Genomic DNA, 26485 nt, shown 5'->3' with positions numbered 1-26485 from the left:
GGAGGTGGCGCGATCAGGCTACTGGATTGTCGGACAATCCGGGTAAGGTGGCGCAACTTTTCACTGCGGTGGCCACATGATTAGCCCGAGCTCCAAGGATTCGAATGGCCAATTGGCCCAGGGCTTCAAGCCTCGTCACGTCACAATGCTTTCCATTGCCGGCATCATCGGCGCGGGATTGTTCGTCGGGTCAGGGCATGCCATCGCGGCTGCGGGCCCAGCCGTCCTGCTGGCCTATCTCTTCTCCGGCCTGCTGGTCGTTCTGGTCATGCGCATGCTCGGTGAAATGGCGGTGGCCAACCCGGACACCGGCTCGTTCTCCACCTATGCCGACCAGGCCATCGGACGTTGGGCGGGCTTTACCATCGGCTGGCTCTACTGGTGGTTCTGGGTGCTGGTGATTCCCATCGAGGCACTGGCGGCCGGCCATGTGTTGAACCAGTGGTTTCCCCAGATCGATGCCTGGCTGTTCGCCTTGGTGTCGATCATTGCACTGGTGGTGACCAATCTGTTCAGCGTGTCCAAGTACGGCGAATTCGAGTTCTGGTTCGCCATGGCCAAGGTCGTGGCGATCATCGGTTTCATCGGCGTGGGTTTTGCCGTGTTGATGGGCTGGGTGCCCGAACGGGAGGTCAGCGGATTGAGCGGCCTGATGGCTGAGCACGGCGGATTTGCTCCCAACGGTTTGTCAGCAGTAGTCGGCGCCTTCATCACCATCATGTTCAGCTTCATCGGCACCGAGGCAGTGACCATCGCCGCCGCCGAATCCGACAACCCGTCGCAGAATATTGCCAAGGCCACGCGTTCGGTGATCTGGCGCATCGGCGTGTTCTACCTGCTGTCTATTTTCGTGGTCATCTCCGTGGTGCCCTGGAATGATCCGCTGTTGGCCTCGGTAGGCTCTTACCAGCGGGCATTGGAAATCATGAACATTCCCCACGCCAAGTTCATGGTGGACGTGGTGGTGCTGATCGCCGTGGCCAGCTGCATGAACTCCTCGATCTACATTGCCTCGCGCATGCTGTACTCGCTGGGCCGTCGTGGCGATGCGCCGAAGGCGCTGAAGGTGACCTCCTCCGAAGGCGTGCCGCGGGCAGCAGTGATCGCCAGCACCGTGTTGGGCGCAGCGATCACCGTGTGGAGCTACTTCATGCCCGCCGGGCTGTTTGACTTCCTGCTCGCCAGCTCCGGTGCGATTGCCTTGCTGGTGTACCTGGCCATTGCGGTGTCGCAGCTGCGTATGCGCCGGATGCTACGTCGGCAGAATGTCGAACTGGCCTTTCGTATGTGGCTATTCCCGTGGCTCACATGGCTGGTGATCGCGTTCATTTGCGCAGCGTTGGCAGTCATGATGATCACCCCAGAGCACCGTAGCGAAGTGAGCTCGACCATTGGCCTGGCGCTGGCGATTTCCTTTATCGGTCTTGTGACATCGCGTCAGCCTGCGCGGGATGCAAGGGCGACGTCGGTGGGATAAAACCAGGGAGGTATTTGCGCCAAACCTGATACTCCCTACGCCAAGGCTGGGGGGTATTACAAGCTCCTGTGTCTCAGGCCGTAATCGCTCTTTGTGAGGACATGACCACGATGTCATCGAACTCCACCGTGTCCGACGGTACGACTCAATCCGTTGGTTTTCTGCTGTTGGATAAATTCACACTCATTTCCCTGGCGTCCGCCGTAGAGCCACTGCGCATGGCCAATCAGTTGTCGGGGCGAGAGCTGTATCGCTGGCATACGTTCAGCCCCGGTGGAGAGCCTGTCTGGGCCAGTGACGGCGTGCCGATCACTCCGGATGCTTCGTGGAACAATCCATTAGTGGCGGACACTGTAATCGTGTGCGGTGGTGTTGGAATCCAGAGCGTGATTACCCGCGAGCACATTACCTGGCTGCAAGCCTTGGCGCGTCAATCCAGACGGTTGGGAGGTGTGTGCACCGGTAGCTGGGCGCTCGCAAAAGCCGGGCTGCTCGACGGCTACGAGTGCAGCGTGCATTGGGAATTTTTGGCCGCCATGCAGGAGGCTTTCCCACGAGTCAGCATCAGCGCGAGCCTCTTCACCCTGGACCGAAACCGCTTCACAAGCTCCGGGGGAACAGCGCCGCTGGACATGATGCTGCACCTGATTGGTCGCGATCATGGTCGTGAATTATCCGCAGCCATCTCTGAGATGTTTGTTTACGAGCGCATACGCAACGAACAGGACCATCAGCGCGTTCCGCTCAGGCATGTGTTGGGAACTCATCAGCCCAAGCTGCAGGAGATCGTTGCGTTGATGGAAGCCAATCTCGAGGAACCGATCGACCTGGATAGCCTTGCAGAATACGTTGATCTGTCACGTCGACAGCTAGAACGGCTATTTCAGAAATACCTTCACTGTACGCCGTCACGCTACTACTTAAGGTTACGTCTTATTCGAGCGCGACAACTGCTTAAGCAAACATCATTGTCGATCATTGAGTTGGCGTATGTATGCGGTTTCGTGTCCACACCACACTTTTCCAAATGCTATCGCGAGTACTTTGGTGTTCCACCCAGCGACGAGCGTTCCGGCTCTGAAATGAGTCGCAAACCGGCAACGCTTGCGACTACCCAGCACTCATCGACCAGACCGCTGACAGCGCTCGACCAGGCACGAAACGAATCGACTTTTGCCAGTGTTCGAATGATTGATCGTTCCGATTTGGCGCAATCGTGCTGATCGGCCGTCCCTGCCGCCCCATTCATCCGTAATGCCTGGGTTTACTCAATAAGATCACGCAGGAGATTTGACGTGCACATTGGTGTTCCTCTCGAAACCCAGACCGGTGAAACACGGGTTGCTGCAACCCCGGAAACCATCAAGAAGCTGATCGGCCAGGGGCATAAGGTCACTGTGCAAAGCGGCGCCGGCATTAACGCCAGCGTTGTCGACAGTGCCTATGAAGCGGCAGGCGCAATTATTGGCAGCGCCAACGATGCGTTGGGTGCCGAGCTGATTCTCAAGGTGGTCGCTCCCAGCGACAGCGAACTGACGCTGATTAAAAGCGGCACCGTTGTGGTGGGCATGCTCAACCCGTTCAGCAATGAAACCATTGCCAAGCTGGCTGAGTGCGGCATTACCGCTTTCGCATTGGAGGCCGCGCCGCGCACCTCCCGCGCTCAGAGCCTGGATGTGCTGTCTTCTCAAGCCAACATCGCCGGTTATAAAGCCGTGTTGCTGGCCGCTCACCACTATCCACGCTTCATGCCGATGCTGATGACCGCTGCGGGTACCGTGAAAGCGGCGCGCGTGCTGATTCTCGGTGCTGGCGTGGCTGGTTTGCAGGCGATCGCTACGGCGAAACGTCTGGGTGCAGTGATCGAAGCGTCTGACGTGCGTCCTGCGGTCAAAGAGCAGATCGAATCCCTCGGCGCCAAGTTCGTCGACGTGCCTTACGAAACTGATGAAGAGCGCGAATGCGCCGTGGGTGTCGGCGGTTACGCGCGCCCAATGCCCGCCAGCTGGATGCAACGTCAGGCCCTGGCCGTGCACGAACGCGCCAAGCAGGCTGACATTGTCATCACCACCGCCCTGATTCCCGGCCGCAAGGCACCGACGCTGTTGAGTGCGGAAACCGTGGCGCAGATGAAGCCGGGCTCGGTGGTCATCGACCTCGCGGCAGCCCAGGGCGGCAACTGCCCACTGACCGTGGCCGATCAGGTCGTCGTCGAGAATGGCGTGATCATTTGCGGCCCGACCAACCTGGCCGGCGCCGTCGCGGCAGACGCTTCGGCACTGTACGCGCGCAACCTGCTGGACTTCCTGAAGCTGGTCTTCAACAAAGAAGGCCAGTTCGAGATCAACCTCGAAGACGACATTGTCGCCGCGTGCCTGATGTGCCGCGACGGCCAAGTCATCCGCAAAAACGCCTAAGCAGGGATTCAGACGATGGAAGAGCTTATCTCCCCCGGTATCTACAACCTGATCATCTTCGTGCTGGCGATTTATGTCGGTTATCACGTGGTCTGGAACGTTACACCTGCACTGCACACGCCTTTGATGGCGGTGACCAACGCCATTTCGGCGATCGTGATCGTCGGCGCCATGCTGGCGGCGGCGTTGACCGTCACACCTCTGGGCAAAACCATGGGCACCCTGGCCGTGGCGCTGGCGGCGGTGAACGTATTTGGTGGCTTCCTGGTGACCCGGCGCATGCTGGAAATGTTCAAGAAAAAAGCGGCTCCGGCAAAAGCTTCGGCAGCCAAAGCCGCAGCAGCCAAGGCTGAGGTGCAGCAAGCATGAGCATGAACCTGGTTACTTCTCTGTATTTGATCGCCTCGGTCTGCTTCATCCAGGCGCTCAAGGGCCTGTCGCACCCGACCACGTCGCGCCGCGGCAACCTGTTCGGCATGCTCGGCATGGGCTTGGCGATCCTCACCACGGTCGGCCTGATCTACAAGTTGGGCACGCTCTCTTTTGCACAAGGCGGGGCCCAGGTCGGTATCGTCTACGTAATCGTCGGCCTGCTGATCGGCGGCACGGCCGGGTCGATCATGGCCAAACGCGTTGAAATGACCAAGATGCCGGAACTGGTCGCCTTCATGCACAGCATGATCGGTCTGGCCGCAGTGTTCATTGCCATCGCTGCTGTCGTCGAACCGCAATCGCTGGGCATCGTCAAGCAACTGGGTGATTCCATTCCTGCCGGTAACCGCCTGGAGCTGTTCCTCGGCGCGGCCATCGGTGCAATCACCTTCTCTGGTTCGGTGATCGCGTTCGGCAAGCTGTCGGGCAAGTACAAGTTCCGTCTGTTCCAGGGTGCACCCGTGCAGTTCGGCGGCCAGCACAAGCTGAACCTGCTGCTGGGCCTGGCGACACTGGGCCTCGGCGTGACCTTCATGCTGACCGGTAACCTGAATGCCTTCGCCCTGATGCTGGCCTTGGCCTTCGTGCTGGGCGTGCTGATCATCATCCCGATCGGCGGTGCCGATATGCCGGTGGTGGTGTCGATGCTCAACAGCTATTCCGGTTGGGCGGCGGCGGGTATCGGCTTCTCGCTGAACAACTCGATGCTGATCATCGCCGGGTCGCTGGTGGGTTCGTCCGGTGCAATCCTCTCGTACATCATGTGCAAAGCGATGAACCGCTCGTTCTTCAACGTACTGCTCGGTGGTTTCGGCAACACCGCGGATGCAGCCGGCCCTGCTGGCTCGAAAGAAGCCCGCCCGGTGAAATCCGGTTCGGCTGACGACGCGACCTTCCTGCTGACCAACGCCGACACCGTGATCATCGTGCCGGGCTACGGCCTGGCGGTAGCGCGGGCACAGCATGCGCTGAAGGAACTGACCGAGAAGCTGACTCACCGTGGCGTGACCGTGAAGTACGCGATCCACCCGGTCGCCGGTCGTATGCCTGGCCACATGAACGTCTTGCTGGCCGAGGCCGAAGTGCCTTACGACCAGGTGTTCGAGATGGAAGACATCAACTCCGAGTTTGGCCAAGCCGACGTGGTGCTGGTGCTGGGCGCCAACGACGTGGTCAACCCGGCCGCGAAGAACGATCCGAAATCGCCAATTGCCGGCATGCCGATTCTCGAAGCGTTCAAGGCCAAGACCATCATCGTCAACAAGCGCTCGATGGCCAGCGGCTATGCCGGCCTGGACAACGAGCTGTTCTACCTGGACAAGACCATGATGGTCTTCGGCGACGCGAAGAAGGTCATCGAAGACATGGTCAAAGCCGTCGAGTAAGCATCAAACCAAAGTGACGGCGCCGCAGACTAAAGGGACTCTGCGGTTTTCAATCACTCCATCAACCAGAGTTGACGTAGCCCCCCCGCACCATTTTCAGCCCAATTCACTTTCCCGGATGAGCTTCTTGTTAATCTTCCCAACGCTGGTTTTAGGAATCTCGGCGACGAACTTGAACTGCTTGGGAATCGCCCATTTATTGATCCGGCCATGCTCGACAAACCCTTGAAGGTGCGTCTCCAGGATCTTGCGGTCGAGATACTGCCCAGGCTCGCACACCACCAGCGCCATCGGCCGTTCGCCCCATTGCTCATCGGCGATACCCACCACCGCGACCGACATCACGGCTGGGTGTTCGCTGATCAGGCTCTCCAGTTCCAGGGAGCTGATCCACTCCCCGCCCGTCTTGATCACATCCTTGATGCGATCCTTGATTTCCACTCCACCCAACGCGTCGATAGAGGCCATGTCGCCGGTGTGCAGCCAGCCGTTGTGCCACAACTCGGCGCCCTTTTCGGGCTCCTTCAAATAGCCTTGGGTCAGCCAGGGTGCGCGCACCACAATCTCGCCCATGGACTCGCCGTCATGAGCAACGTCATTGCCATTGGCATCGATGATTTTCAGGTCGACCATCGGCACAGGCGTGCCCGTCTTGATGCGGGTGGCCAGTTGGGTTTGCGTGGATTGATCGAGGTCTTCGTCGCGCAGGTAAGTCAGGCACAGCAACGGGCAGGTTTCCGACATGCCGTAACCGCTGTGCACCTGAATCCCTTTGGCGCTCGCTTCGCTGGCAATACCTAATGTCAGCGAGCTGCCGCCCAGGAGCATTTTCCAGCCATCGAAACGAGTCCGTTGCGCTTCCTCGCAGTTCAGGATCATTTGCAGAATGGTCGGCACACAATGGGAGAACGTAACTTTCTCCTCTCGATACAACCTGACCAGGCTGTTGGATTCGTAGCGTCCGGGGTACACCTGCTTGATCCCCATCAGGGTGGCGACGTAGGGCACACCCCAGGCATGCACGTGAAACATCGGTGTGATCGGCATGTAGACATCATCGGAGCGCAGCAGCGGCAACCCCTGATAGACGCCCAACGTGCCGACGGCATTCAAGGTGTGCAAGACCAATTGGCGGTGGGTGAAATACACGCCTTTAGGGGCGCCAGTGGTACCCGTGGTGTAGAAAAGGGTCGCGACGGAGTTTTCATCGAAATCGGGAAAGTCGTACTGGTCGGCCGACCCCACCAACAGGTTTTCATATTCCCCCAGCACCGGTAGCGACGTGTGAGTGGCTGTGTCGTCCGTAAGCTGCAGGTAACCTTTGACGGTTTTGAGCTGCCCCTGAATCTGTTCAACCAGAGGCAGAAAATCGTCATGCACCAGCACCAGGTCGTCCTCGGCGTGGTTCATGGTGTAGAGCACCTGATCCGGCGAAAGACGGATGTTCACGGTGTGCAGCACCGCGCCGATCATCGGTACGGCAAAGAAGCATTCCAGGTAGCGATGGCTGTCCCAGTCGAGCAGGGCCACCGTATCCCCGGCCTTGACGCCGGCAGCGGTCAAGGCGTTGGCCAGCCGGCGGATCCGCTGGTTGAGCGTCTGGTAGCTGTAGCGCAGTTTGTCGGCATACACGATTTCCCGGCCCGGCTCGTAGCGCACGCCGGACAGCAACAATTGCTTGATCAGCAAGGGATAGGCGTAGGCGCCGTCAGCGGGCGGAATTATTTTTGTCGCCATCATGGTTGGGAGTCCTTGTTCTTTCGATCAGAAGTGCGCTGCGTCCAGTTCGTAGAGGCATTCGCTGCCAGCCTTGGCCGACGCGCTTAACGAATGGATACGCGGCAGCAGACGGGCGAAGTAGAAGCGCGCGGTGGCCAGTTTGCTGGCGTAGAAATCGTCTTTTGAATGCGTGCTCATGGCGGCCTTGGCCATTCGCGCCCACATGTAGGCGTACGCGGTGTAGCCGAACACGTGCAGGTACTCGACCGAAGCCGCGCCGATTTCATTCGGGTTGTTCTGGGCTCGGTCCATCAGCCATGCGGTCAGTTCGTCGAGGGTGTCGACGGCGGCGTTCAACGGTTTGGTGAACTCGCCGAGGTCAGCGCAGGCATTGGCGGTAAAGTTGCGGATTTCCGAAGCGAACAGCCGGAACAGCGCCCCGCCGCTGCCGACGATTTTGCGCCCGGCCAGGTCCAGTGACTGGATGCCGTTGGTGCCTTCGTAGATCTGGGTGATGCGCACGTCGCGAACCAATTGCTCCTGGCCCCATTCGCGGATATAACCATGGCCGCCGAAGATCTGCTGGCCATGCACCGTGGTTTCCAGCCCCATGTCGGTGAGGAACGCCTTGGCCACCGGGGTCAGCAGCGACACCAGCTCCTGGGCGCGGGTGCGGGTTGCCGCGTCATCGCTGTACTTGGCGGTATCCAGTTGCAGGGCGACGTAGCTGGAGAACGCCCGCCCGCCTTCGTTCAAGGCCTTCATGGTCAACAGCATCCGCCGTACATCCGGGTGAACGATGATCGGATCGGCTGCTTTTTCCTTGTTCTGTGCGCCCGTCGGCGAACGGCTTTGCAGGCGATCACGGGCATATTCGACGGCGTTCTGGTACGAACGCTCACCCAGCGCCAGGCCCTGGATACCCACGCCCAGACGTTCGTAGTTCATCATGGTGAACATCGCCGCCAGCCCCTTGTTCGGCGCATCGATGATCCAGCCGGTCGCCCCGTCAAAGTTCATCACGCACGTGGCGGAGGCCTTGATGCCCATCTTGTGCTCGATGGAACCGCAGGACAGCGCGTTGTGCTCACCCAGCGAGCCATCGTCATTGACCAGCACCTTGGGCACCAGAAACAACGAAATCCCCTTGGGTCCGGCGGGTGCATCCGGTAACCGCGCCAGTACCAGATGGATAATGTTTTCAGTCAGGTCGTGCTCGCCGCCGGTGATGAAAATCTTGCTGCCGCTGATCTTGAAACTGCCGTCGGCCTGAGGTTCGGCTCGGGTGCGAATCAGGCCCAGGTCCGTGCCGGCATGCGCCTCGGTCAGGCACATTGAGCCGGTCCAGGCGCCAGCGTACATGTTCGGCAGATAGCGTTCCTTGAGTTCCTGACTGGCGTGGGCATTGATCGACAGGCACGCACCGGCGGTCAGCATCGGGTACAGGCCGAACGATAGACTGGCCGAGTTGACCATCTCCTCGACCTGAGCCGAAATGGCCTTGGGCATGCCCATGCCACCGAACTGCGGATCACCGCCAACACCCACCCAACCACCTTCGGCGAAGGCCTGATAAGCCGCGACAAAACCGTCCGGTGCCTGGACCGCGCCGTTGCTCCAGGTGCAGCCTTGTTCATCACTGCTGCGGTTCAGCGTTGCGATAACTTCGCCACTGATTTTGCCAGCCTCTTCAAGGATCGCGGCGGCCGTTTCTTCATCGATCACTTCGGCCAGGCCAGGCAATTGGGCCCATAGCCGGGACACCTGGAAGACTTCGTTGAGTACGAAGCGCATATCGCGCAAAGGAGCTTTGTAATCAGACATCGTTGGCTTACTCGGAAGTGGTCAGGGCATGCGGCATGCCCTGGCGTTGGGATGTGCCGGTTGCACCGGCTTGTGCCACGTGGGCTTGCGAAACGGGGTGACGCAGCAGGAAGTAAGACAGGGCAGGAATCAGCACCAGCGCGCCGAGCATGTTCCACAGGAACATGAAGGTCAGCAGGATGCCCATGTCAGCCTGGAACTTGATCGGCGACCAGACCCAGCACACCACGCCGGCCGCCAGGGTGATGCCCACCAGGCCCACGACCCGGCCGGTAAACGACACGGCGTTGCGGTAAGCCTGAGACAGCGGCAGGCCCTGGCGCTGGTAATGCAACTGCACGCTGAGCAGGTACAACGCGTAATCCACGCCGATGCCCACGCCCAATGCGATCACCGGCAGGGTCGCGACTTTCACGCCAATACCCATGACCACCATCAACGCTTCGCAGAGGATCGACGTCAGCACCAGTGGCAGCAGGGCGACCAGCGTCGCGCGCCAACTGCGGAAGGTGATCAGGCAGAACAACGTCACCGCCGCATAGACGTACAACAGCATCGTGCGATTGGCCTCGCGCACCACAATGTTGGTCGCCGCCTCAATCCCGGCCGACCCGGCCGCCAGCAGAAACTGTCGATCTTCGCTGTTGTTCTCCCGGGCGAATTTTTCGGCGATGCCCACCACGGCATCCAGCGTCTCGGCCTTGTGGTCCTTGAGAAAAGTGATCACCGGCATCAGCGAACAATCGGTGTTGAACAACTCCGGGGAGTTGACCGAGGCTTGCTGCGCGGCATAGTTCAGCACGTCCTGATTGCGCTGGATGCTGTTGAGCTTGGGGTTGCCTTCATAGGTGCCGGCGGTGATTTGGCGCACCGCGTTGACCAACGAAGCCGTCGCCTGTACGCCCGGATACTGCTGCAGCTCCCAGGCCAAACGGTCGGCGAGGACCAGCGTCTTGTAGTTCAAGCAGCCTTCCGGTGCGGTCTTGATCATCACCGCGAACAGGTCGCTGGACAGCGCGTAGTGGCTGGTGATGTAGGCGTTGTCACGGTTATAGCGAGAGTCGGCACGCAACTCCGGCGCGCCACTTTCCAGGTCGCCGATCTTCAGTTGCAGGCTGACCATGAAGCCGCCGATGCCCATCAATACCGCGACCAATACCGCCCCCATGGCCCATTTGGCCGTGGTGAAGCGGTCGAGCAAGTCCCACAGTTTGCCGAAGCCTTTGTGCCCTTCTGCGCGCGTGTCGATTTTCAGCGCACGCTCGGCAGCCTTGGCCCCGACGCCGACATAGGACAGCGCCACCGGCATCAGCAATAGCGAGGTAAAAATCAGCACCGCCACACCGATGCTGGCGGTGATCGCCAGGTCTCGAATCACCGGAATATCGATCAGCATCAGCACCGCGAATCCGACGGCGTCGGCCAGCAGCGCGGTGACACCGGCAATGAACAGACGGCGGAAGGTGTAGCGTGCGGCGATGAGTTTGTGGGTGCCGCGGGCGATGTCTTGCATGATCCCGTTCATCTTCTGCGCCGCATGGGACACACCGATGGCGAAAATCAGAAAAGGCACCAGCACCGAGTACGGGTCGATTGCATAGCCGAGCCAGGCGACGATGCCGAGTTGCCAGACCACCGCGATCAACGAGCAACCGACTACCAGCAAGGTGCTGCGAACGCATCGGGTGTAGGCGTAAATGATGATCAGCGAAGTGACCACCGCCAGGCCGAAGAACATCATCACCTGAATCAGCCCGTCGATCAGGTCGCCCATCAGCTTGGCGAAACCAATCACCCGGACTTTGTACTGGCCCTTGCCCTCCTCCCCGGCCTTGCGTGCAGCGCTGTCGTCGGCGAATTCGATCTTGTCGCGCAACTGCTCTTCGAGCATCTGCGAAAAGGCGTGGTAGTCGATGCGCTGACCGCTGGCCGTGGCCTTGTCCAGCAGCGGCACGATCAGCATGCTCGATTTGTAGTCGCTGGCCACCAGACTGCCGACGATACCAGCGCGGGAAATGTTCTGGCGCAGCTGTTCTATTTGCTCAGGCTTGCCCTCATAGGTATCGGGCATCACCGGGCCACCCTGGAAACCTTCCTCGGTGACTTCGGTCCAGCGCACCGCCGGGCTCCACAACGACTTCATCCAGGCGCGGTCGACGCCTTCGGTGAGGAACAATTTGTCATTGACCTGCTTGAGCACGTCCAGGTAGCTGGGGTCGAAAATATCGCCCTGAGTGTTCTCCACCACCACCCGCACCGAGTTGCCCAAACCGCGCAACGACTGGCGGTTTTCCAGGAAGTTCTGGATGTACGGCTGACTCTGCGGAATCATTTTCTCGAAGCTGGGACGCAGCTCCAGGCGCGTCGCGGCCATGTAGCCCAACACCACGGTGGCCAGCGCCATCAGCAGCATGAACAGCGGACGGTAGTTGAACACCAGCCGCTCCAGCCGATTGCCGGATTGGCGGTCGAAGTCCCGCAGATCGCGGATCACCGGCATGGTTTCTTGTTTGATATGGCCCATGTCTGGGTTCTCGCTCTAAGGGTTCGAGGGCTTATTCAACGGACAACGTCCGTGCACCACGGCTGCCAACCACCACCAGCGCACCGTCGGCGGCGCGCGTGACGCCCGTCACCGGGACCGGCTCGGCTTGCTGCACCCAGTGCATTTGCGCACCGGCGCCCTGGCTCACCAGCATCTGCCCGCCCTGAGTAAACAAGCGGTAATCACCCTGCGCATCGACGATGCCGGCGGTGATGCTGACGTGCAGGCCACTTTTCTGCGGGGTCCAGCTGAGACCGCCATCGGTGCTGCGTAGCACATTGCCGCGCAAGCCGTAGACGAGCGCTTCCCCAGGTTTGCCGAGCACACCGAAAAAACTGCCCTGATAAGGTGTCTGCACGGCGGCGAAGCGCTGTTTTGCGTCATCCCATTTGAGCAACAGGCCCTGCTCGCCGGCGATGTACAGCGCATCACCGGTGGAGGCGATGGCGTTGAGGTGATAGCCCTGCGGGTTGTCGGTGCGGTCCTGGAACGGCGTCCAGCTCTGGCCGCCATCCTCGGTGCGCAGGATCAGGTTAAACACCCCGACCACATAGCCGAGGCGGTCGTTGGCGAACCAGACATCGAGCAAGGGTTTATCGGCACCCTGCGCCACCAGGCGCTCCCCTTCGGCGACCAGCAGCGGCCATTGTTCGTTGCCAGGTTCTGCACGGGCCAACGCCTGGTAATGCTTGACCAGCAAGGCCCCGATCTCGCGGCCGTCCAGTTGCTTGCGCCAGGTCGCACCCGCATCGTTGCTGTGCAACACCACGCCATCGTTACCCACCGCCCAGCCCTGGGTGGTGGTCGGAAAACTCACCGCAGTAAGGTCGGCACTGGCCGGCACAGCGGCCTGCTGCCAGTGCTGACCGGAATCATCGGAAAACAGAATATGGCCACGCTGACCGACGGCGATCACGCGCTCACCGGCGCGGCCCATACCGGACAACGGACTGTTGACGGCCAAAGTGCTGACCCTGACAGGCAGGTCCAGCACATCGACGTAGTCGGCTGCGTGGGTGATGCCCTGCAACACGCCAAGCACAACGCCAAACGCCAGCTGCAAACAATTTTTATACGAACACATACCGCGTCCTCTTCGGAAAACCGCGCCGGGACACACGTCCGTGTGCCTGACGTTGAAACCTCGCGCCCGCTCGCTCCCACCGCCTCGTGAGCAGTGAGTCGAGCGAGCGTTTTTGCGGTTGGCTCAGCGAATACCGGCGCCGGCCAGGGACTCCGACGACCACTGCGCCTTGGAGAGCGGGTCGATGTACTTGATGCCGCCGTAAGGGCCGACCACACCGTTAATGTTGTAGGTGCCGCCGACCAGGTCGTAGATCATGAACGGCGTGGAGTCCGGCACCTGCTTGTCATAGCTCTGGCTGAGGAAGGCGAAGGAACCGCGATAGAGCTGGCCACGGGCGTCGTATTGATCCGAAGCCAGAGCGGTCCAACTGTCTTCGTCGAGGTAGAAGCGGCGCTTGGCGTAGATGTGGCGAGCACCGGACTTGAGGGTGCCTTCGACGACCCACACGCGGTGTTTTTCCCAGCGCACGAAGTCCGGCGCGAGGTGATTGGCGGTGGTCAGCGACTTCGGATCCTGGACGTAGGTCAGCTTGTAGGTGTTGTAAGGCACGATCATTTCCTGCTTGCCCACCAGCTTCCAGTCATAGCGATCCAGCGCCCCGTTGAACACGAACACGTCATCGTAGGTGCCCGCGCCGGCGGTGCCAGGGTTCGGCGTGTCGTAGGCCAGGTTTGGCGCCAGTTTCACCCGGCGCTGGCCCGGCAAGTACTGCCAGGCGCGACGCGGTTGCTGCAACGGGTTGGCGGCGTCCTTGAGCATGATCGCTTCACCGGCCCGGCGCGCTGGGCCGGTGTAAGAGAGCTTCATCTGGTAGTACACATCGGCGCTGCTGATCGGCTGCGTCAGGTTTTCGTAGATCGGATAGGAAATGAACGCCTGCCCGGTGATCGCCAGGCTCGCAATACCAGCGGAATCGACGTTCCACGAGTCGTACTTGGTGTTGATGCTCACGCCCTGATAACGCAACAGGAAGTTCCACATCGCTTCGTTGCCCGACTGCGGGATCGGGAACGGTGCGCCCGGCAGCACGTTGTCGATGGCCAGTCCACCTTCGAGCGACTTGGCGCCGCTGGCGTTCTTCACACCGTTATCCAAGATGGCTTGGGGCAGCGAGACGGTGCGGTGAGTCGGGAACACATCGACACGGAAAGTCGGGAAGCGCTTGGCCAGTTCGACCGTGGTGGCGCTGAGCATATTCTTGTACTTATCGACGTTTTTGCCGTCGATCACCAGCAGCGGTTTTTCGTTGGCGAACGGGTCCGGACGCATGCTGTCGCCGGCTTTGAAACTGGCCGGTGCCGTGGTCAGGCCACCGTTGTAGGCGGGGATGGAACCATCAGCGTTCCCGGCCTTTTCGGCGCCCACCAAGGTCAGGCTGCTGCCGAGTTTCGCAACGTCCTGGGGTGAAACAGCGGCCTGTGCCTGGGCGGCAAGGACCATGGCCAGTGAAGCGGCCAACACGGTTTTGGCGAATTTCATCTTGTTATTCTCCTGCTTGCATTGAGCAAATCAGTGGTGAATCAAAAAGTGGTTTTCATCGTCAGGTATACGGCGCCACGGTCCTCAGTCGTTGCACCACCACCGGAGAAGGCCGAGTAGCCACCGGCGTAACAGGCGTAGTTTTCATTGCCGCTAAAGGCATTGGGTGTGGAGCCGTCGCCGCTGCCGGCATTGGCCGCGCCGGTACTCAGACCGCTGGCGTCGCACTTGTCGGTCTTGCCGAAGGAGTCCACGTACTTCAGATCAACGAAGTATTTGTTGTACACAACGGCGCCGAGGCCGATGGCGTAGTTACCGGTGTCTTTGGCACCGCCACCGGACACCGGTGAGACGCCGTCGAGACCGACGTTGATGGACATCGGCGCGTTGAGGTCGACACCGGGAAACACCTGGTACCAGGTCGGTGTGAAGTTGACCGCGATGCCCCAGTTGTCCCGGGTCGGCTGGTCGATGCCGCGATAGGTGTCCTTGCCCTTGTAGAGCGCCTCGTTCTTGCTATCGAGCTTGAGCAGGTTGCTGTAATACAGCTCGCCAAGCAGGGTTGCCGAATCGAACACAGGCGTTTTGGCAATGGTCATCAGACCGTTGAGCGTCCAGTGCAAGGTGTCGCCGGTGGCGGCCATGCTGTCGCCCTTTTGCGGGGTGTCGTAGACCACACCGGTGGCGGCCGTGCGGGCCGGCAACAGACCGAGGCCGGCGCCCAAACCCAGCGGACTGTTAGTGCTGACAATCGCCGGAATACTGGCCAGCGGCATGTTGTGGCGAATGTTCAGGTCCGAACCCACACTCACCCCGCCAACGTCCTTGGACAGGCTCAGGCCAACGATCTTGATGTTGTCGGCATAGGCCATTTGATAGGTGGCGGTGCTCAGCGAGTTGAGCGTATTGACCACTGCAGGCACTTGCCCTGCCGGCGGGGTGCCGTTGGGGTTGGCCGAACTCAGGCCTCTGGCATCCAGCCAGGCTTGCGGCAGGATTTCCGAGGTTTCGCGGTAGTAAACGCCGAGGGTGCCATCCAGCCAGGCCGGCGACCACTTGGCCATAACGCCCCAGTCACCGCGCTTGTCCGGCGTCAGGTCATGCCCACGACGCACGTTGGTCAAGCCGTTGCACGGCGCCAGGCCACAACCCAGCGGACTGCCAGGCACCACGCCATTGGTGTTGCCCAGCAGGAACGACTGCGCACCGAAACCGACCAGATCGGAACCACCGTAATAAGTGCCGGCTTCCGGCAGGCGCGCGGCGTCCCAATCGAGGAAATACTGGGCGCCCACGGTCAGTTCGGGATTGACCGTGAATGACATCGACAGCTGATTACGCGGAACGAACAGTTCCTTCGCTTCAGTGCCCGGCGAGGCGGCCAGTTTGGCCAGGTCCAGTCCGGATTGGCCGTAACTGATCGAGTGCACCGGGTTGAGAATGGTCTCGCCCCAGAACACGTTGTGCTGTCCGGCCTTGACGCTCAGCAGCGACTCCTCGCCCACTTCGGTGCTGTAGAACACGAAGGCATCGAGGATTTCACCGGAAGGACCGGTGTAGTAACGCTGGGCATAGTTGCTCAGGTGCGGGCTACCGTTGCCGACATTGTCGCCGGTGACCCCGGCCAGTCGTGGGTCGTTGGCGACCAGCCCCGACCTTGCGTCGTTGCCATTGACGAACGGGTTGGAATTGGAACCAGTGTTCTCGTAGGCCTTGTCGTACCAACTGGCGGCGCTGACACGAAAACCCATGTGGTTCTGGTAGACCACATCCATCTCGGTCAACAGGTCAACACGGTTGGTGATGTTGGTCCCGGCCTTGCGGAAGTTGTAGTCGCCGTCGTTGTTGTTCGGCGTTGCCAGCATGCGTTTGTCGGCGCTTTCGGTGCGTACGCCGTAGTTGTACTTCACGGTGTTATCAAGACGCACGGTCCAGTCAGGGTTACCTGTGGCGAGCTCGACCGCCTGCGCGACCGGCACGGCTGCGGCCAGAATGGCCGAGGCCAACAAGGTGTAACGCGAGGGTGCGAACCCGTGACTCTTATTGTTGTGCATTGCGTTGTCTCCGCCTTTTTGTATTTGTTTTAAGCGCAGCCGCCCTCGCGCAACCCCTTGTTCCAGGGGTTTACGTTTTCAGGAGTGAGGGCAAATGCCGGATGGCGCGGGCCAACCGGCGCCTGAACTAGCGATCCAGCTCGAGGATGAGTGCTTCGGCGTGTGGCCAGCGCCCATACCCGGCAGCAGGATTGAGATGACCGACTTCACCGAGATTGAGCAGTTCGCTGCCCCAGCCTTCGGCCATGCGCGTGGCGGCGTCCAGGCTGGCGAGGTGGTCGTTGGTACTGGCGGCCACCAGGCTGCGGAACGGCAACCGGCCTTTGGGTAGAGGGTCCCAACCCTGGGTACGCAGGGTTTCAGCGCAGGGGTAGCCTTGCGGCCATTGGGCATCAAGGTCCGGCGGAGCGGCCAGCAGCGCGCCTTTGATCGGCCGACTGTGCCGCGCAGCCCAGTGCGCAACCATCAACACGCCGGCGCTGTGAGCGACCAGAATCACCGGCCCGTCGATCTGTTCCAATTCATGCTGAATCGCTTCGACCCGCTTGCTGCAATCGAGTTTGTCGGTGTCCAGCGGCGGCACACTGCGCACTTTGCACAGCCTGGTTTCCAGCAACGTTTGCCAATGTTCGGCAACGTGCTCGCGCAGACCCGGTACGATCAGAACGGTTGCGGCAGTTTGCAGTTTGTCCACGTCAACACCTTCGCTTTCTCGATGACTCGACTGGCTCTATTCGCCAGGGGCTTTTTGTAGGACTGACATTAAAGAGCGCTCGCCCGAGGCGCTTTTCATTGGACGTCAGGCACTTTTCTTTTCATGACAAATTTCCAGGTGTTGGCGCGCAGCGACCATTGGTCGAATATCCCCGCAGGTTCTCTACAGCTCACTGTAATCAATGGGTGAGCGTCGATTGCTGCACAACGACGGTGTGATTTTGGACAGCATTGGGCGAGCGCCCTCGACAACGTCACAACTGTTCAATTGTTGATGTGCTGGATATAGTCGCCACGCAAATTTGAATCGCATCCGGCCCAGGAAAGACCTTCGCATGCCCAAGCTTGTTCGCGCCGCCGTCTTGACCAACTACCTGGAGGTCACTCAGTACCTGGGGTTCAACCCGCGCGATGTACTGGCCGGCGTCGGTTTGAGCAAAGCCAAGCTGCAAGCCCCTGAACATCGCATTCCCATCGATGCCGCCGTGCGTCTGCTGGAGGATTCAGCCGTCGCCAGTGGCTGCCAGAGTTTCGGCCTGAGCATGGCCGAGTCGCGCCAGCTCTCGGACTTCGGCGTGGTCAGTCTGCTGCTCAGCCACCAGCGTACGCTGCGTGATACGTTGCAAGTGCTGGTGCACTACCGGCATCTGATGAACGATTCGCTGGCCCTCTTCATCGAGGAGGCTGGCAAGATGGTGATCATTCGCGAAGAGGTGGTCACCGAGTCGCCGATGCCCTGCCGACAAGCCAATGAACTGGCCATCGGCGTGATGTTCCGCCTGTGCGCCGCCCTGCTCGGCGCACACTGGCATCCCTACAGTGTCAACTTCACGCACCAGCCTCCCGACAACCTGCAACTGCATCGCCGTCTGTTCGGCTGCAAACTGGAGTTCGGCAGCGAGTTCAATGGCATTGTCTGTCCCAATGCCAGCCTCGACATGACCAACCCGCATGCCGACCCGGCCATGGCGCGCTACGCCCAGAGTTACCTCGACTCGCTGCTGAACCACGAAGGCCCTTCGATGCTGTTCGAGGTGCGCAAAGCCATTTACCTGTTGTTGCCGATGGGACGCGCCACCATCGAGCAGATCGCCCAGACCCAGGGCATGAACGTTCGGACCCTGCAACGACGCCTCAAAGACGACGGCTGCGCCTTCAACGACCTGATCAACGACGTGCGCCGCGACCTGGTGTTGCGCTACCTGGAAAACCCGAATTACTCGTTGGGCCGGATCGCTGACATGCTCGGCTACTCCATGGCGAGTTCCTTCACACGCTGGTTCATCACCCAGTTCGGTATGCCGCCGGCGGCTTGGCGCAGCGCGCAAAAACAACCCAAGGCACCCAGCGAACCGAGCACCCTGCCCGGCTCCTCGGCCCCCTGAATCGACTGAAAGGGACGCAAAAAAAATGGCGACTGCTGGTACAGTCGCCGCAAAAAAACCGGTGTTTATAGCACCGGCCGAGGAGTCAACCGCAGTGCGGCCCTGTAGCAGCTGCCGAGCCCGCGAGGCTGCGTTCGGCTGCGTAGCAGTCGTAAAAACAAGATGCACGGGTTTCCTGATGCACCCTTATCGTTTGAATTCACGACCGCTGCGCGGCCGAACGCAGGCTTCGCCAGCTGCTACAAAAGATGCGTCGCAGCCAATATTTTTTAACGGTCTTAGAGACCCCAGCGCAGCATTAACAGCACCAGCACGACAAGGAACACCGTCTCCCCCACCATCAACAGGATCGGCTTGATGCCGACAGCGGCCAACTCCTTGAGCTGGGTTTTCATGCCCAGGGCGCTGATGGAAACCACCAGGCACCAGCGCGACAATTCATTGACCGATCCCTGCACCACCGGGACTACCCAGCCGGTGCTGTTGATACAGGCCAGAATCAGAAAACCAACGGCGAACCATGGCAGCAGCGGCGGTCGTTTGCCGGTCGGGCCGGCGCCCTGCATGCGGGTAATCATGGCGGCGCAGACAATCACCGGCAGCAGCATGGCGACCCGCATCAGCTTGACCACCGTGGCGGTATCACCGGTCTCGGTCGACATGCTGTAACCGGCACCGACGACCTGGGCGACATCGTGGATGGTCGCCCCCAGGAACACGCCCGCCACCTGTGGCGACAACGACAGCCAGTTGGCAATCATCGGGTACACGATCATCGCCAGGGTCGACAGCGCCGACACCCCGATCACCGTGAATAACGTCGCGCGTTCTTTCTGCGGATGGTTCGGCAATGCCGCCGCCAGCGCCAATGCCGCCGATGCACCACAAATCGCAGTGGCCCCACCGGTGAGCATGCCGAACAAACGCTGAAAGCCCAGCGCCTTGGCCGCGATCACTGAAACGCCGATGGTCACCACCACCAGAATCACCACCAGGGCCACAGGCTTCCAGCCCAGCGCGGCAATCTGTTCGAGGGTGATGCGCATGCCCAGCAAGGCCACGCCGATGCGCAACACCGTGCGCGCAGTGAACTCGATACCAGCCTTGCAGGCACCGTCACCGGCCAGAAAGTTCAGCGCCATACCCAGCAACAAAGCGAACAACATCACCGGCGCACCGTAGTGCTCGGACAAAAAGGACGCTGCGGCAGCAACGATCAAGCTGACGACAAAACCTGGCGCCAATTCGCGCGTTCGGCTGTGGATACGGGTGAGAGCGATGGCGCTCATGGCGCGGCCTCCTCGGGAACGATGACGATGAACGCCTGGCCGTCGATGATCTCGACCGGGTAGTTGGCGACTTTGACAGCAGTGGAATTGAGCAAGTAACCGCTGCGCAGATCGAAGCGCAGGCCGTGGGCGCAGCATTGAATCACCCGCCCCTCAAGGCGCCCGCCACACAGCGAGGCGCCTTGGTGGGGGCAACTGTCGTCGATGGCAAACACGTCACCTTCGACGTTGAATAACGCCAGGCTTTTGTCATCGAATTCGAACAGTGCACGACCGCCCGCCTGCGGGAGTTTTCCGGCAGGCACGGGGATACGAAGGCTCATGCCGGTTGCCGCTCGTAATCACTTTTCTTGAGTGATTCGTTCATGGCCCCGAGCAGCGCCTGAGCAGGTTGTGCACCGATCACCGTCATGCGGCGGTCGAACTGAAAGCTCGGCACGCCACTGGTCGCGCCGGGGAAGCCATCGAATGGCGTGGCGTCGCCCTTCAGGCAATCGAGCACCGCGTCTGTATCGACGCCGCAGGAGCGGGCAATGGCGAGCAAGGTCTCGCTGCACCCCAGGTTTTCGCGTTTGCGGAAATAAGCGGCGAACAGCCGTTCGAGCAACATTTCACGCTGAGTAGCATTGCCCAGTACGCTGACTCGTTCGAACAAACGGTGGGCGTCTGCGGTGTTGGGCATCGTCTCGATGTGGCTGAGGTCGATGGTCAGTCCAACCGCCGCGGCAGCCTGCTGTACCTGGGCTTGGCGCATGGTCATAGCGTCGGCGTTGCCCAGACGTTTGCGGTAGAAATCGGCGAAGGGCTCACCTTGTACCGGCAACTGAGGCAGCAACTGCACGCCATGCCACACCGTGGTGATCTGCACATCCGGGTGGCGACTGCGAAACTGTACCTGCGCATGCTCCAGTTGACGCTTGCCGATCAGGCACCAGGGGCAGATGAAATCGAAGAACACATCAATACGTAAACGACCACTCACAACTTCACCTCTAACACCGCTTTGCTCATCGAATCGTGGACTTGCTCGCCCTTAAGCCGGGCAATGTCCTTGTGGTAATGACACTTGGCATAAAAGAACACGGCCGCTGCCGCGAGGCTGACCAGTGGCACTAATTGAAAAGCAGCCTGCAAGCCGATGAGGTCGGACACCTTGCCGGTGATGAACGGCCCAGGCGCCAGCCCCAACATGTTGTTGGCCAGGGTCAGCGTGGCGAAGGCCGTGCCATGGACCGAGTAATGGGTCAGGTTGGCAACCATCGCTCCGCAAGGGCCGGTCGTGCCGGCGGCAATCAACATGCCCAGGCAGATCAGCACCAATTGCACAGGCCCTGCCGGCAGTGCGAACGCCGCCGACAACAGCAGGCAACTGCCCAGGCAATAGGCGATGGCCAAGGCGACTTTGCGCTCCGGCGAATGGCGCGACAGTCGATCGCTGAGCATGCCGCACAGGATCATCCCCGCACCGCTGCACAGCACGATGATCGCCGCGACACCGCCCGCCTTGTCCGTGGCCATGTCGTAATAACGATTGAGGTAACTGGGCATCCACACAATGACGGTGCCGCCGACGAACAGTTGCAAGCCACTGCCGATGTAGGCAGCGATGACCGAGCGGCTGGAAAACAGCGTACGCAACGGACGCTTGACCGCTGCAGCCGCCTTGTTCGCCGCCAGGGAGGCACGTTGCGGCGCAATGCGCGCTTCCTTGACGATGACTGGGTAAAGCACTGCCAGCAGCAGGCCGAACAGCGCCATACCGGCAAACGACCAGCGCCAGCCAAGCTTGGCGGCGATTGCACCGCCCAGCGCCATGCCTAATACCGAACCGAACATGCCACCCGCCATGAAGGCACTGGTCAGCGTTGCACGCAGGTGTTTGGGAAACACCGAAATCACCACCGCGATGCCGACGCTGCCGTACGCCGCTTCGCCGACGCCGACCATGAACCGTGCAATGAACATCTGCTGATAGTCCTGCGCCACGGCGCAGCCCAGCGTCGCCAGGCTCCACAGCAAGGCCATCAGAGCCAGGCTCTTGACCCGGCCGAAGCGATCCGCGAGCAATGACAGGGGAAATGTCAGCAGGCCCACCATCAGGGCGACAATGCCACTGAGCAGACCGAGCTGGCCGTCGCTCAAGGCCCATTCGCCCTTGAGCATCGGGAACACTGCGTTCAGCACCTGGCGCGACATGTAATCGGAAATCAACAGCCCGAACGTCAGTGCGAAGACGATCCAGGCATACGGACGCGCAACACCGACAGCACAGTCGTCATCGTCTGCGGCGATTGGTAGAAAGGCCATGCAGCCTCCTCAAAGCTTTGTTTTATTGTTGTTATCAAGCGTGTTGCAGTGCAGACAGCGGGAGGTCATTGATCTCCCGCTTCGTCTGCCGATCAGCCGCGTTGCGGCACACCTTTCTGCCCGGCCTTGCGGTTGGGGGCCATACCGTTGGCCAGCAGCGTTTCTTCGATGCTCTGGTACTGCACGCCGATGCGGTAGATCTCACGGGCTTCTTTGCCGGTGGCGATTTCGCGACCCAGTTCATGAGCGATGCGCACGGTCTGCTTGATCTGCGCAACTGAGCCGAAACGATCGCCCTTGTGATCAATGATAGTGTCTTCATTGCCCACACGCGGGTGCATCCCCATGGCCATCGACATGGTGTTGAACGGCATGACGTTCTTGAGCAGCGACTCGGAGGTCAGGGTGCAACCGTCTGGCGCGCGGTGGATGAAGTTGAAGAAGTTGAACGGATTTGGGCCATCGAAACCGCCGCCGATGCCGATCCAGGTCAGGTTCAACGGGCCCTTGTAGACGCCCTTGCGCACCAGACGCTCGAGGGTTTCCATCGCGTGCATGCCAGTCAGCTGGAAGTGCGGCTGGATACCGTTGTCCATCAGACGCTTGAGGTGTTCGGCGACCCAGGCCGGGCCTGCCGGCACGGTCATTTCGCTGTAGGCGGCCTGATACAGGGGATTGGCCAGGGACGTGCCTTCCAGGTATTCCGGATACAGCAGTTCCATGATGTTCATCTGGGTGGTGTTGATGGCCACCGTGACCTGATCCGGCTTTGGCGTCAGCTCGGCCAGCATGTGGCGCGTATCGTCAGACAGCCACTTGGCGGCTTCGCCATCGCTTTCCGGCGCGAAGGAAATCGAACCACCGACCTGGATGATCATGTCCGGCACGGCTTCACGCACACCGGCGATCAACTCATTGAACTTGGACAGGCGCTTGGAGCCCTTGCCGTCCAGTTCGCGCACATGCAGGTGCAGAACCGTGGCACCGGCCTCATAACATTCGACCGCTTTTTGCACCTGTTCGTCCATGGTCAGCGGGATGTCTTCGGGGAAGTCTTCCGGCATCCATTCCGGGCCGTACGGGGCCACGGTGATGACCACCTTTTCCATGTTTTCCGGGTGCAGGGAATCGTCGAAGAATTGCATGAGTTACTCCTGTTTTTATGATTGTCGCGCCCACCCGGGATCGTGCCGGGCAGACGTCTTTACGAGTGCGAATGCAGAAGGGGTCGATCAGTAAGTCTTGTCGCCGATGATCCCGGCGCGGTCCATCTTGCGATGGCACGGCGGGTAATCCATGACGGCGTAATGCTGGGTACTGCGGTTGTCCCAGATGGCGATGCTGTTGGGCTTCCAGCGCCAGCGCACTTGATACTCGGGGATGTACGCCTGGCTGATCAGGTAGCGCAGCAACTCGCTCGCGCCAGGGTTGGCGTCCTGGCCGAAACGCACCCGCTCGGGGGTGTGGTAATTGCTCAAGTGCGTCGTGAAGGCGTTGACGAACAGCACCTTCTCGCCGGTTTCCGGGTGCGTGCGCACCACCGGGTGCTCGGCATCCGGGAATCTCTCCCTGAGTGCCAGGCGTTTTTCGATCGGCATGGCCGCACCGAAGCTGGCTTCGATACTGTGGCGGGCGCGCAGGTCGGCAATCTTCACCTTCACGTCTTCCGGCAAGCGCGCGTAGGCCTCGACCATGTTGGCCCACATCGTGTCGCCGCCCACCGGTGGGCACTCCACGCAGCGCAGCACGCAGCCCATCGGCGGGGCCTCACGCCAGGTGGCATCGCTGTGCCAGGAGTTTTCATAGCGGTCCGCCGGCTGGTCCGGGTTCTTGTAGATGCGCACCAGCCCCGGATGATCCGGGTCGCTGCCCGCCACCGGGTGATCTTCCAGCTCGCCGAAGCGACGGGCGAAGGCCAAGTGCTCGGCGCGGGTGATGTCCTGGTCGCGCAGGAACACCACGCGATGCTTGAGCAATTGCGCACGAATCTCGGCAAACAGGCCATCGTCATGCACCGCGTCGGCAAGGTTGACGCCAATCAGTTCGGCGCCAATGCTGCAGGTCAATTGTTCGACTTTCATGGCAGACGACTCCCTTAAATGACGAAAATCGACGAGCCCGTGGTCTTGCGTGATTCCAGGTCGCGATGGGCCTGGACGGCATCCTGCAAAGCATAGTGCTGGTTGATCTCGATCTTGATCCGACCGCTGCCGACATGGTCGAACAACTCGCCCGCCAACACGGCTTTTTCCGCCGGATCGGCGATGTAATCGGCCAGGGCCGGGCGGGTCATGAACAGCGAGCCTTTCATCGCCAGCATCACCGGGTCAAAGGCCGGGATCGGACCGGATGCCGTGCCGACGCACACCATCAGGCCACGACGCTTGAGCGAATCCAGCGAACCCATGAAGGTGTTTTTGCCGACGCTGTCGAACACCACATTGACACCGACGCCATCAGTCAACTCGCGAACGCGCTGGGCGACGTCTTCATGGCTGTAGTTGATGACATGCTCGCAGCCATGGGCACGAGCGATTTCACCCTTGGCCTCGGTGGACACAGTGCCAATGACGTTCAGGCCGAGCAGCTTGGCCCACTGCGAAACGATCAGGCCCACACCACCAGCGGCGGCGTGCAACAGAATGCTGTCGCCGGCCTTGAAATCGTAAATGCGCCGCATCAGGTACGACGACGTCAGGCCGCGCATGGTCATGGCCGCGGCGGTCTCGAAACTGATGGTTTCCGGCAGTTTGATCAGCGGCGCGGCCGGGATCAGTCGTTCGGTACTGTAGGCACCCAATGTATTGAGAAAACCGGTGTAGGTGACGCGATCACCCACGCGGACATTGGTAACCCCCTCGCCGATGGCCTGGACCACACCGGAGGCTTCAACCCCCATGCCATTGGGCATCGGGATCGGGTAAGTGCCATTGCGAAAGTAAGTGTCGGCATAGTTCAGGCCGACCGCCACATGACGAAGACGAACCTGGCCTGGACCGGGATCGCCAACTTCGACCTCCTCATAACGAAGGACTTCGGGACCACCGGTTTCGTAGAAGCGTACGGCTTTGGCCATTTTTTCTTATTCTCCAATCTGCAAGATGGGCGTGCTGCGTCGAATTGCGCTGATTGGACTGTAGGACGCCGTCTGGCGAGTCGCTTCTCATCAGACGACAATGGCTTTTCATTTCATGACAACTACTTGGCTGTACGAATCCCGGAAACGAGAAAGCCCCGGCAAGTGGGGCTGATGCTGTTCACTTAAGGTTGGGGTACATATCCGTTTCTGCGGTGATGGCGGCTTATGGTTCCGCTCTTACAGCGGGTCACTTTCGAAAAGCGCGAAAGTAACCAAAGCGCTTCTGCCCCTGACGTTCGGTGCCTCGCCTAGGCTCGGCATGCCCTCGCTCCGGTCCTGCTCCGTGGGCCCGCCGCCATCGGCCATCCATGGCCGGGGGCGGCTAACCCGGCATCCATGCCGGGTTGCCCACTGCGCAGAACCTCCACTCGGCCTCTCGAGGGGGCGGTGAATCAAGATCAAAGGCTGCAGGCGAGCTAACGCTCGGCCTGTTGAGTGGTGAGGAGCGAAAGTTGTACGCCGATCTGCTTAATGTGGGAGCGGGCTTGCTCGCGAAGCTGTTGATCTTGCCGTTGCCGTTGCCGTTGCTTTTGATTTTGATCTATTGCCCCTTTCCCAGAGGCCGAACGCAGGCGTTGCGCAGGGGGCACCGCGGCAAGGATGCCACGGTAGCCGCCCCCGGCCATGGATGGCCGATGGCGGCGGGCCCCCGGAGCAATGCCGGAGTGAGGGCATGCCGAGCCTTAGCGAGGCACCGAATGGAGGGGCAAAGCCTTTTGCTTCCTTTTGGGCGTCTGCAAAAGGGAGTCGCTGTAAAGCGAAACCGCCAGCAGCCATCACCGCAGAAACGGATATGTACCCGGTTTCGGGGGGGCTAGGCTCAATGGTGCTGACGTTGTCTCTGTAGCTCTGTCTTCAGCCAGGTGCTCGTCGGCTGGACGCCTGTCGAGCAACGCACTTCATAGGCTTTGCCACTCATGCTGCTTTTAGTGGCAGCGAGATCGATGAAGTCTTCTGCGCTACTCACCAGGTTCTTGCCTTCGAGATAATTCAGCTTCTTTTCGAGGTGTGCCCGAGCCTGGGGCCCAGGGTATTCACTGCCGTTGCGCACGAACTTACACTCACTGCGCTCCACAAAATCCAGCAAGCCCTTTATCTCCTGGTTCGCCTGTGGAGAGGTTTGAGCCTGTGCACCGCCCGCCACCGCAAAAAGGCCGATAGAAGCAGTGATCAACCATTGGCGGAAAATGGGCCGAGTCGCTGCTACTTTCAAAATCCACATGGTTCTTCCT

General features: G+C 60.4%; 21 protein-coding genes. 6 read left to right on the top strand and 15 right to left on the bottom strand.

Annotated features, from left to right (window positions below; genetic code table 11):
* The first annotated feature begins 76 nt into the window (after nucleotides 1–76).
* From gabP to KGB23_RS13950, 5 genes are all read left to right on the top strand, one after another.
* On the top strand, nucleotides 77–1477 hold the full coding sequence (gene gabP, locus KGB23_RS13970; RefSeq protein WP_223431505.1) for a GABA permease: 1401 nt from the start codon (nucleotides 77–79) through the stop codon (nucleotides 1475–1477).
* A 110-nt stretch (nucleotides 1478–1587) separates the two neighbouring features.
* The gene (locus KGB23_RS13965) at nucleotides 1588–2700 is read left to right on the top strand and encodes a GlxA family transcriptional regulator (RefSeq protein ID WP_411741498.1); all 1113 of its coding nucleotides are present in this window, start codon (nucleotides 1588–1590) and stop codon (nucleotides 2698–2700) included.
* Nucleotides 2701–2772: 72 nt separating this feature from the next.
* Nucleotides 2773–3894 (top strand): Re/Si-specific NAD(P)(+) transhydrogenase subunit alpha, encoded by a 1122-nt coding sequence (locus KGB23_RS13960; protein WP_223431503.1) that lies wholly within the window; start codon nucleotides 2773–2775, stop codon nucleotides 3892–3894.
* Between the two features lie 15 nt (nucleotides 3895–3909).
* Nucleotides 3910–4263 carry an NAD(P) transhydrogenase subunit alpha gene (locus tag KGB23_RS13955; protein ID WP_223431502.1) on the top strand — a complete coding sequence of 118 codons (354 nt, stop codon included), beginning with the start codon at nucleotides 3910–3912 and terminating at the stop codon, nucleotides 4261–4263.
* Nucleotides 4260–5711, top strand: a complete 1452-nt coding sequence (locus tag KGB23_RS13950; RefSeq protein WP_223431501.1) for an NAD(P)(+) transhydrogenase (Re/Si-specific) subunit beta — start codon at nucleotides 4260–4262, stop codon at nucleotides 5709–5711. The genes KGB23_RS13955 and KGB23_RS13950 overlap by 4 nt, the downstream gene beginning before the upstream one ends.
* 96 nt (nucleotides 5712–5807) lie before the next feature.
* Here the strand turns inward: KGB23_RS13950 and KGB23_RS13945 are convergent, their stop codons facing one another.
* The 7 genes from KGB23_RS13945 to KGB23_RS13915 all read right to left on the bottom strand — a co-directional run bounded on the left by KGB23_RS13945 (nucleotide 5808) and on the right by KGB23_RS13915 (nucleotide 17113).
* Nucleotides 5808–7451 carry a fatty acid--CoA ligase gene (locus KGB23_RS13945; RefSeq protein ID WP_223431500.1) on the bottom strand — a complete coding sequence of 548 codons (1644 nt, stop codon included), beginning with the start codon at nucleotides 7449–7451 and terminating at the stop codon, nucleotides 5808–5810.
* Nucleotides 7452–7475: 24 nt separating this feature from the next.
* Nucleotides 7476–9254 (bottom strand): acyl-CoA dehydrogenase C-terminal domain-containing protein, encoded by a 1779-nt coding sequence (locus KGB23_RS13940; RefSeq protein ID WP_223431499.1) that lies wholly within the window; start codon nucleotides 9252–9254, stop codon nucleotides 7476–7478.
* Nucleotides 9255–9261: 7 nt separating this feature from the next.
* Nucleotides 9262–11778, bottom strand: a complete 2517-nt coding sequence (locus KGB23_RS13935) for an efflux RND transporter permease subunit (protein WP_223431498.1) — start codon at nucleotides 11776–11778, stop codon at nucleotides 9262–9264.
* Nucleotides 11779–11809: 31 nt separating this feature from the next.
* Nucleotides 11810–12883 (bottom strand): WD40/YVTN/BNR-like repeat-containing protein, encoded by a 1074-nt coding sequence (locus KGB23_RS13930; protein ID WP_223431497.1) that lies wholly within the window; start codon nucleotides 12881–12883, stop codon nucleotides 11810–11812.
* Between the two features lie 123 nt (nucleotides 12884–13006).
* Nucleotides 13007–14365, bottom strand: a complete 1359-nt coding sequence (locus KGB23_RS13925) for a DUF1329 domain-containing protein (protein WP_223431496.1) — start codon at nucleotides 14363–14365, stop codon at nucleotides 13007–13009.
* A gap of 41 nt (nucleotides 14366–14406) precedes the next feature.
* Complete coding sequence (locus KGB23_RS13920) at nucleotides 14407–16419, bottom strand: DUF1302 domain-containing protein (protein ID WP_223431495.1); 2013 nt, start codon at nucleotides 16417–16419, stop codon at nucleotides 14407–14409.
* 127 nt (nucleotides 16420–16546) lie between these two features.
* The gene (locus tag KGB23_RS13915) at nucleotides 16547–17113 is read right to left on the bottom strand and encodes an RBBP9/YdeN family alpha/beta hydrolase (RefSeq protein ID WP_223431494.1); all 567 of its coding nucleotides are present in this window, start codon (nucleotides 17111–17113) and stop codon (nucleotides 16547–16549) included.
* Nucleotides 17114–17468: 355 nt separating this feature from the next.
* On the opposite strand from KGB23_RS13915, the gene KGB23_RS13910 reads away from it, so the two are divergent.
* On the top strand, nucleotides 17469–18518 hold the full coding sequence (locus KGB23_RS13910) for an AraC family transcriptional regulator (RefSeq protein ID WP_223431493.1): 1050 nt from the start codon (nucleotides 17469–17471) through the stop codon (nucleotides 18516–18518).
* A gap of 278 nt (nucleotides 18519–18796) precedes the next feature.
* Here the strand turns inward: KGB23_RS13910 and KGB23_RS13905 are convergent, their stop codons facing one another.
* The 8 genes from KGB23_RS13905 to KGB23_RS13870 form a co-directional block, all read right to left on the bottom strand.
* Nucleotides 18797–19807, bottom strand: a complete 1011-nt coding sequence (locus KGB23_RS13905) for a YeiH family protein (RefSeq protein ID WP_223431492.1) — start codon at nucleotides 19805–19807, stop codon at nucleotides 18797–18799.
* On the bottom strand, nucleotides 19804–20130 hold the full coding sequence (locus tag KGB23_RS13900; RefSeq protein WP_150655558.1) for a Rieske (2Fe-2S) protein: 327 nt from the start codon (nucleotides 20128–20130) through the stop codon (nucleotides 19804–19806). The genes KGB23_RS13905 and KGB23_RS13900 overlap by 4 nt, the downstream gene beginning before the upstream one ends.
* Nucleotides 20127–20789: a DsbA family oxidoreductase gene (locus KGB23_RS13895; RefSeq protein WP_223431491.1), complete on the bottom strand. Its 663-nt coding sequence runs from the start codon at nucleotides 20787–20789 to the stop codon at nucleotides 20127–20129. The genes KGB23_RS13900 and KGB23_RS13895 overlap by 4 nt, the downstream gene beginning before the upstream one ends.
* Nucleotides 20786–22114 (bottom strand): MFS transporter, encoded by a 1329-nt coding sequence (locus KGB23_RS13890; RefSeq protein ID WP_223431490.1) that lies wholly within the window; start codon nucleotides 22112–22114, stop codon nucleotides 20786–20788. Before KGB23_RS13890 ends, KGB23_RS13895 begins: the two co-directional genes overlap by 4 nt.
* A gap of 92 nt (nucleotides 22115–22206) precedes the next feature.
* Entirely contained in the window at nucleotides 22207–23259 is a 1053-nt protein-coding gene (locus tag KGB23_RS13885) for a 3-keto-5-aminohexanoate cleavage protein (RefSeq protein WP_095129703.1), read from the bottom strand.
* Nucleotides 23260–23346: 87 nt separating this feature from the next.
* The gene (locus tag KGB23_RS13880) at nucleotides 23347–24195 is read right to left on the bottom strand and encodes a TauD/TfdA dioxygenase family protein (protein ID WP_223431489.1); all 849 of its coding nucleotides are present in this window, start codon (nucleotides 24193–24195) and stop codon (nucleotides 23347–23349) included.
* A 14-nt stretch (nucleotides 24196–24209) separates the two neighbouring features.
* Nucleotides 24210–25190 (bottom strand): quinone oxidoreductase family protein, encoded by a 981-nt coding sequence (locus KGB23_RS13875; protein WP_223431488.1) that lies wholly within the window; start codon nucleotides 25188–25190, stop codon nucleotides 24210–24212.
* Between the two features lie 883 nt (nucleotides 25191–26073).
* Entirely contained in the window at nucleotides 26074–26475 is a 402-nt protein-coding gene (locus KGB23_RS13870; RefSeq protein ID WP_223431568.1) for a DUF5329 domain-containing protein, read from the bottom strand.
* Between the last annotated feature and the right edge of the window lie 10 nt (nucleotides 26476–26485).

The sequence above is a fragment of the Pseudomonas sp. GL-B-26 genome (genome assembly GCF_019947405.1).
In the GTDB taxonomy this organism is placed as follows: domain Bacteria; phylum Pseudomonadota; class Gammaproteobacteria; order Pseudomonadales; family Pseudomonadaceae; genus Aquipseudomonas.
This window is presented reverse-complemented; position numbering and strand designations above follow the sequence as displayed.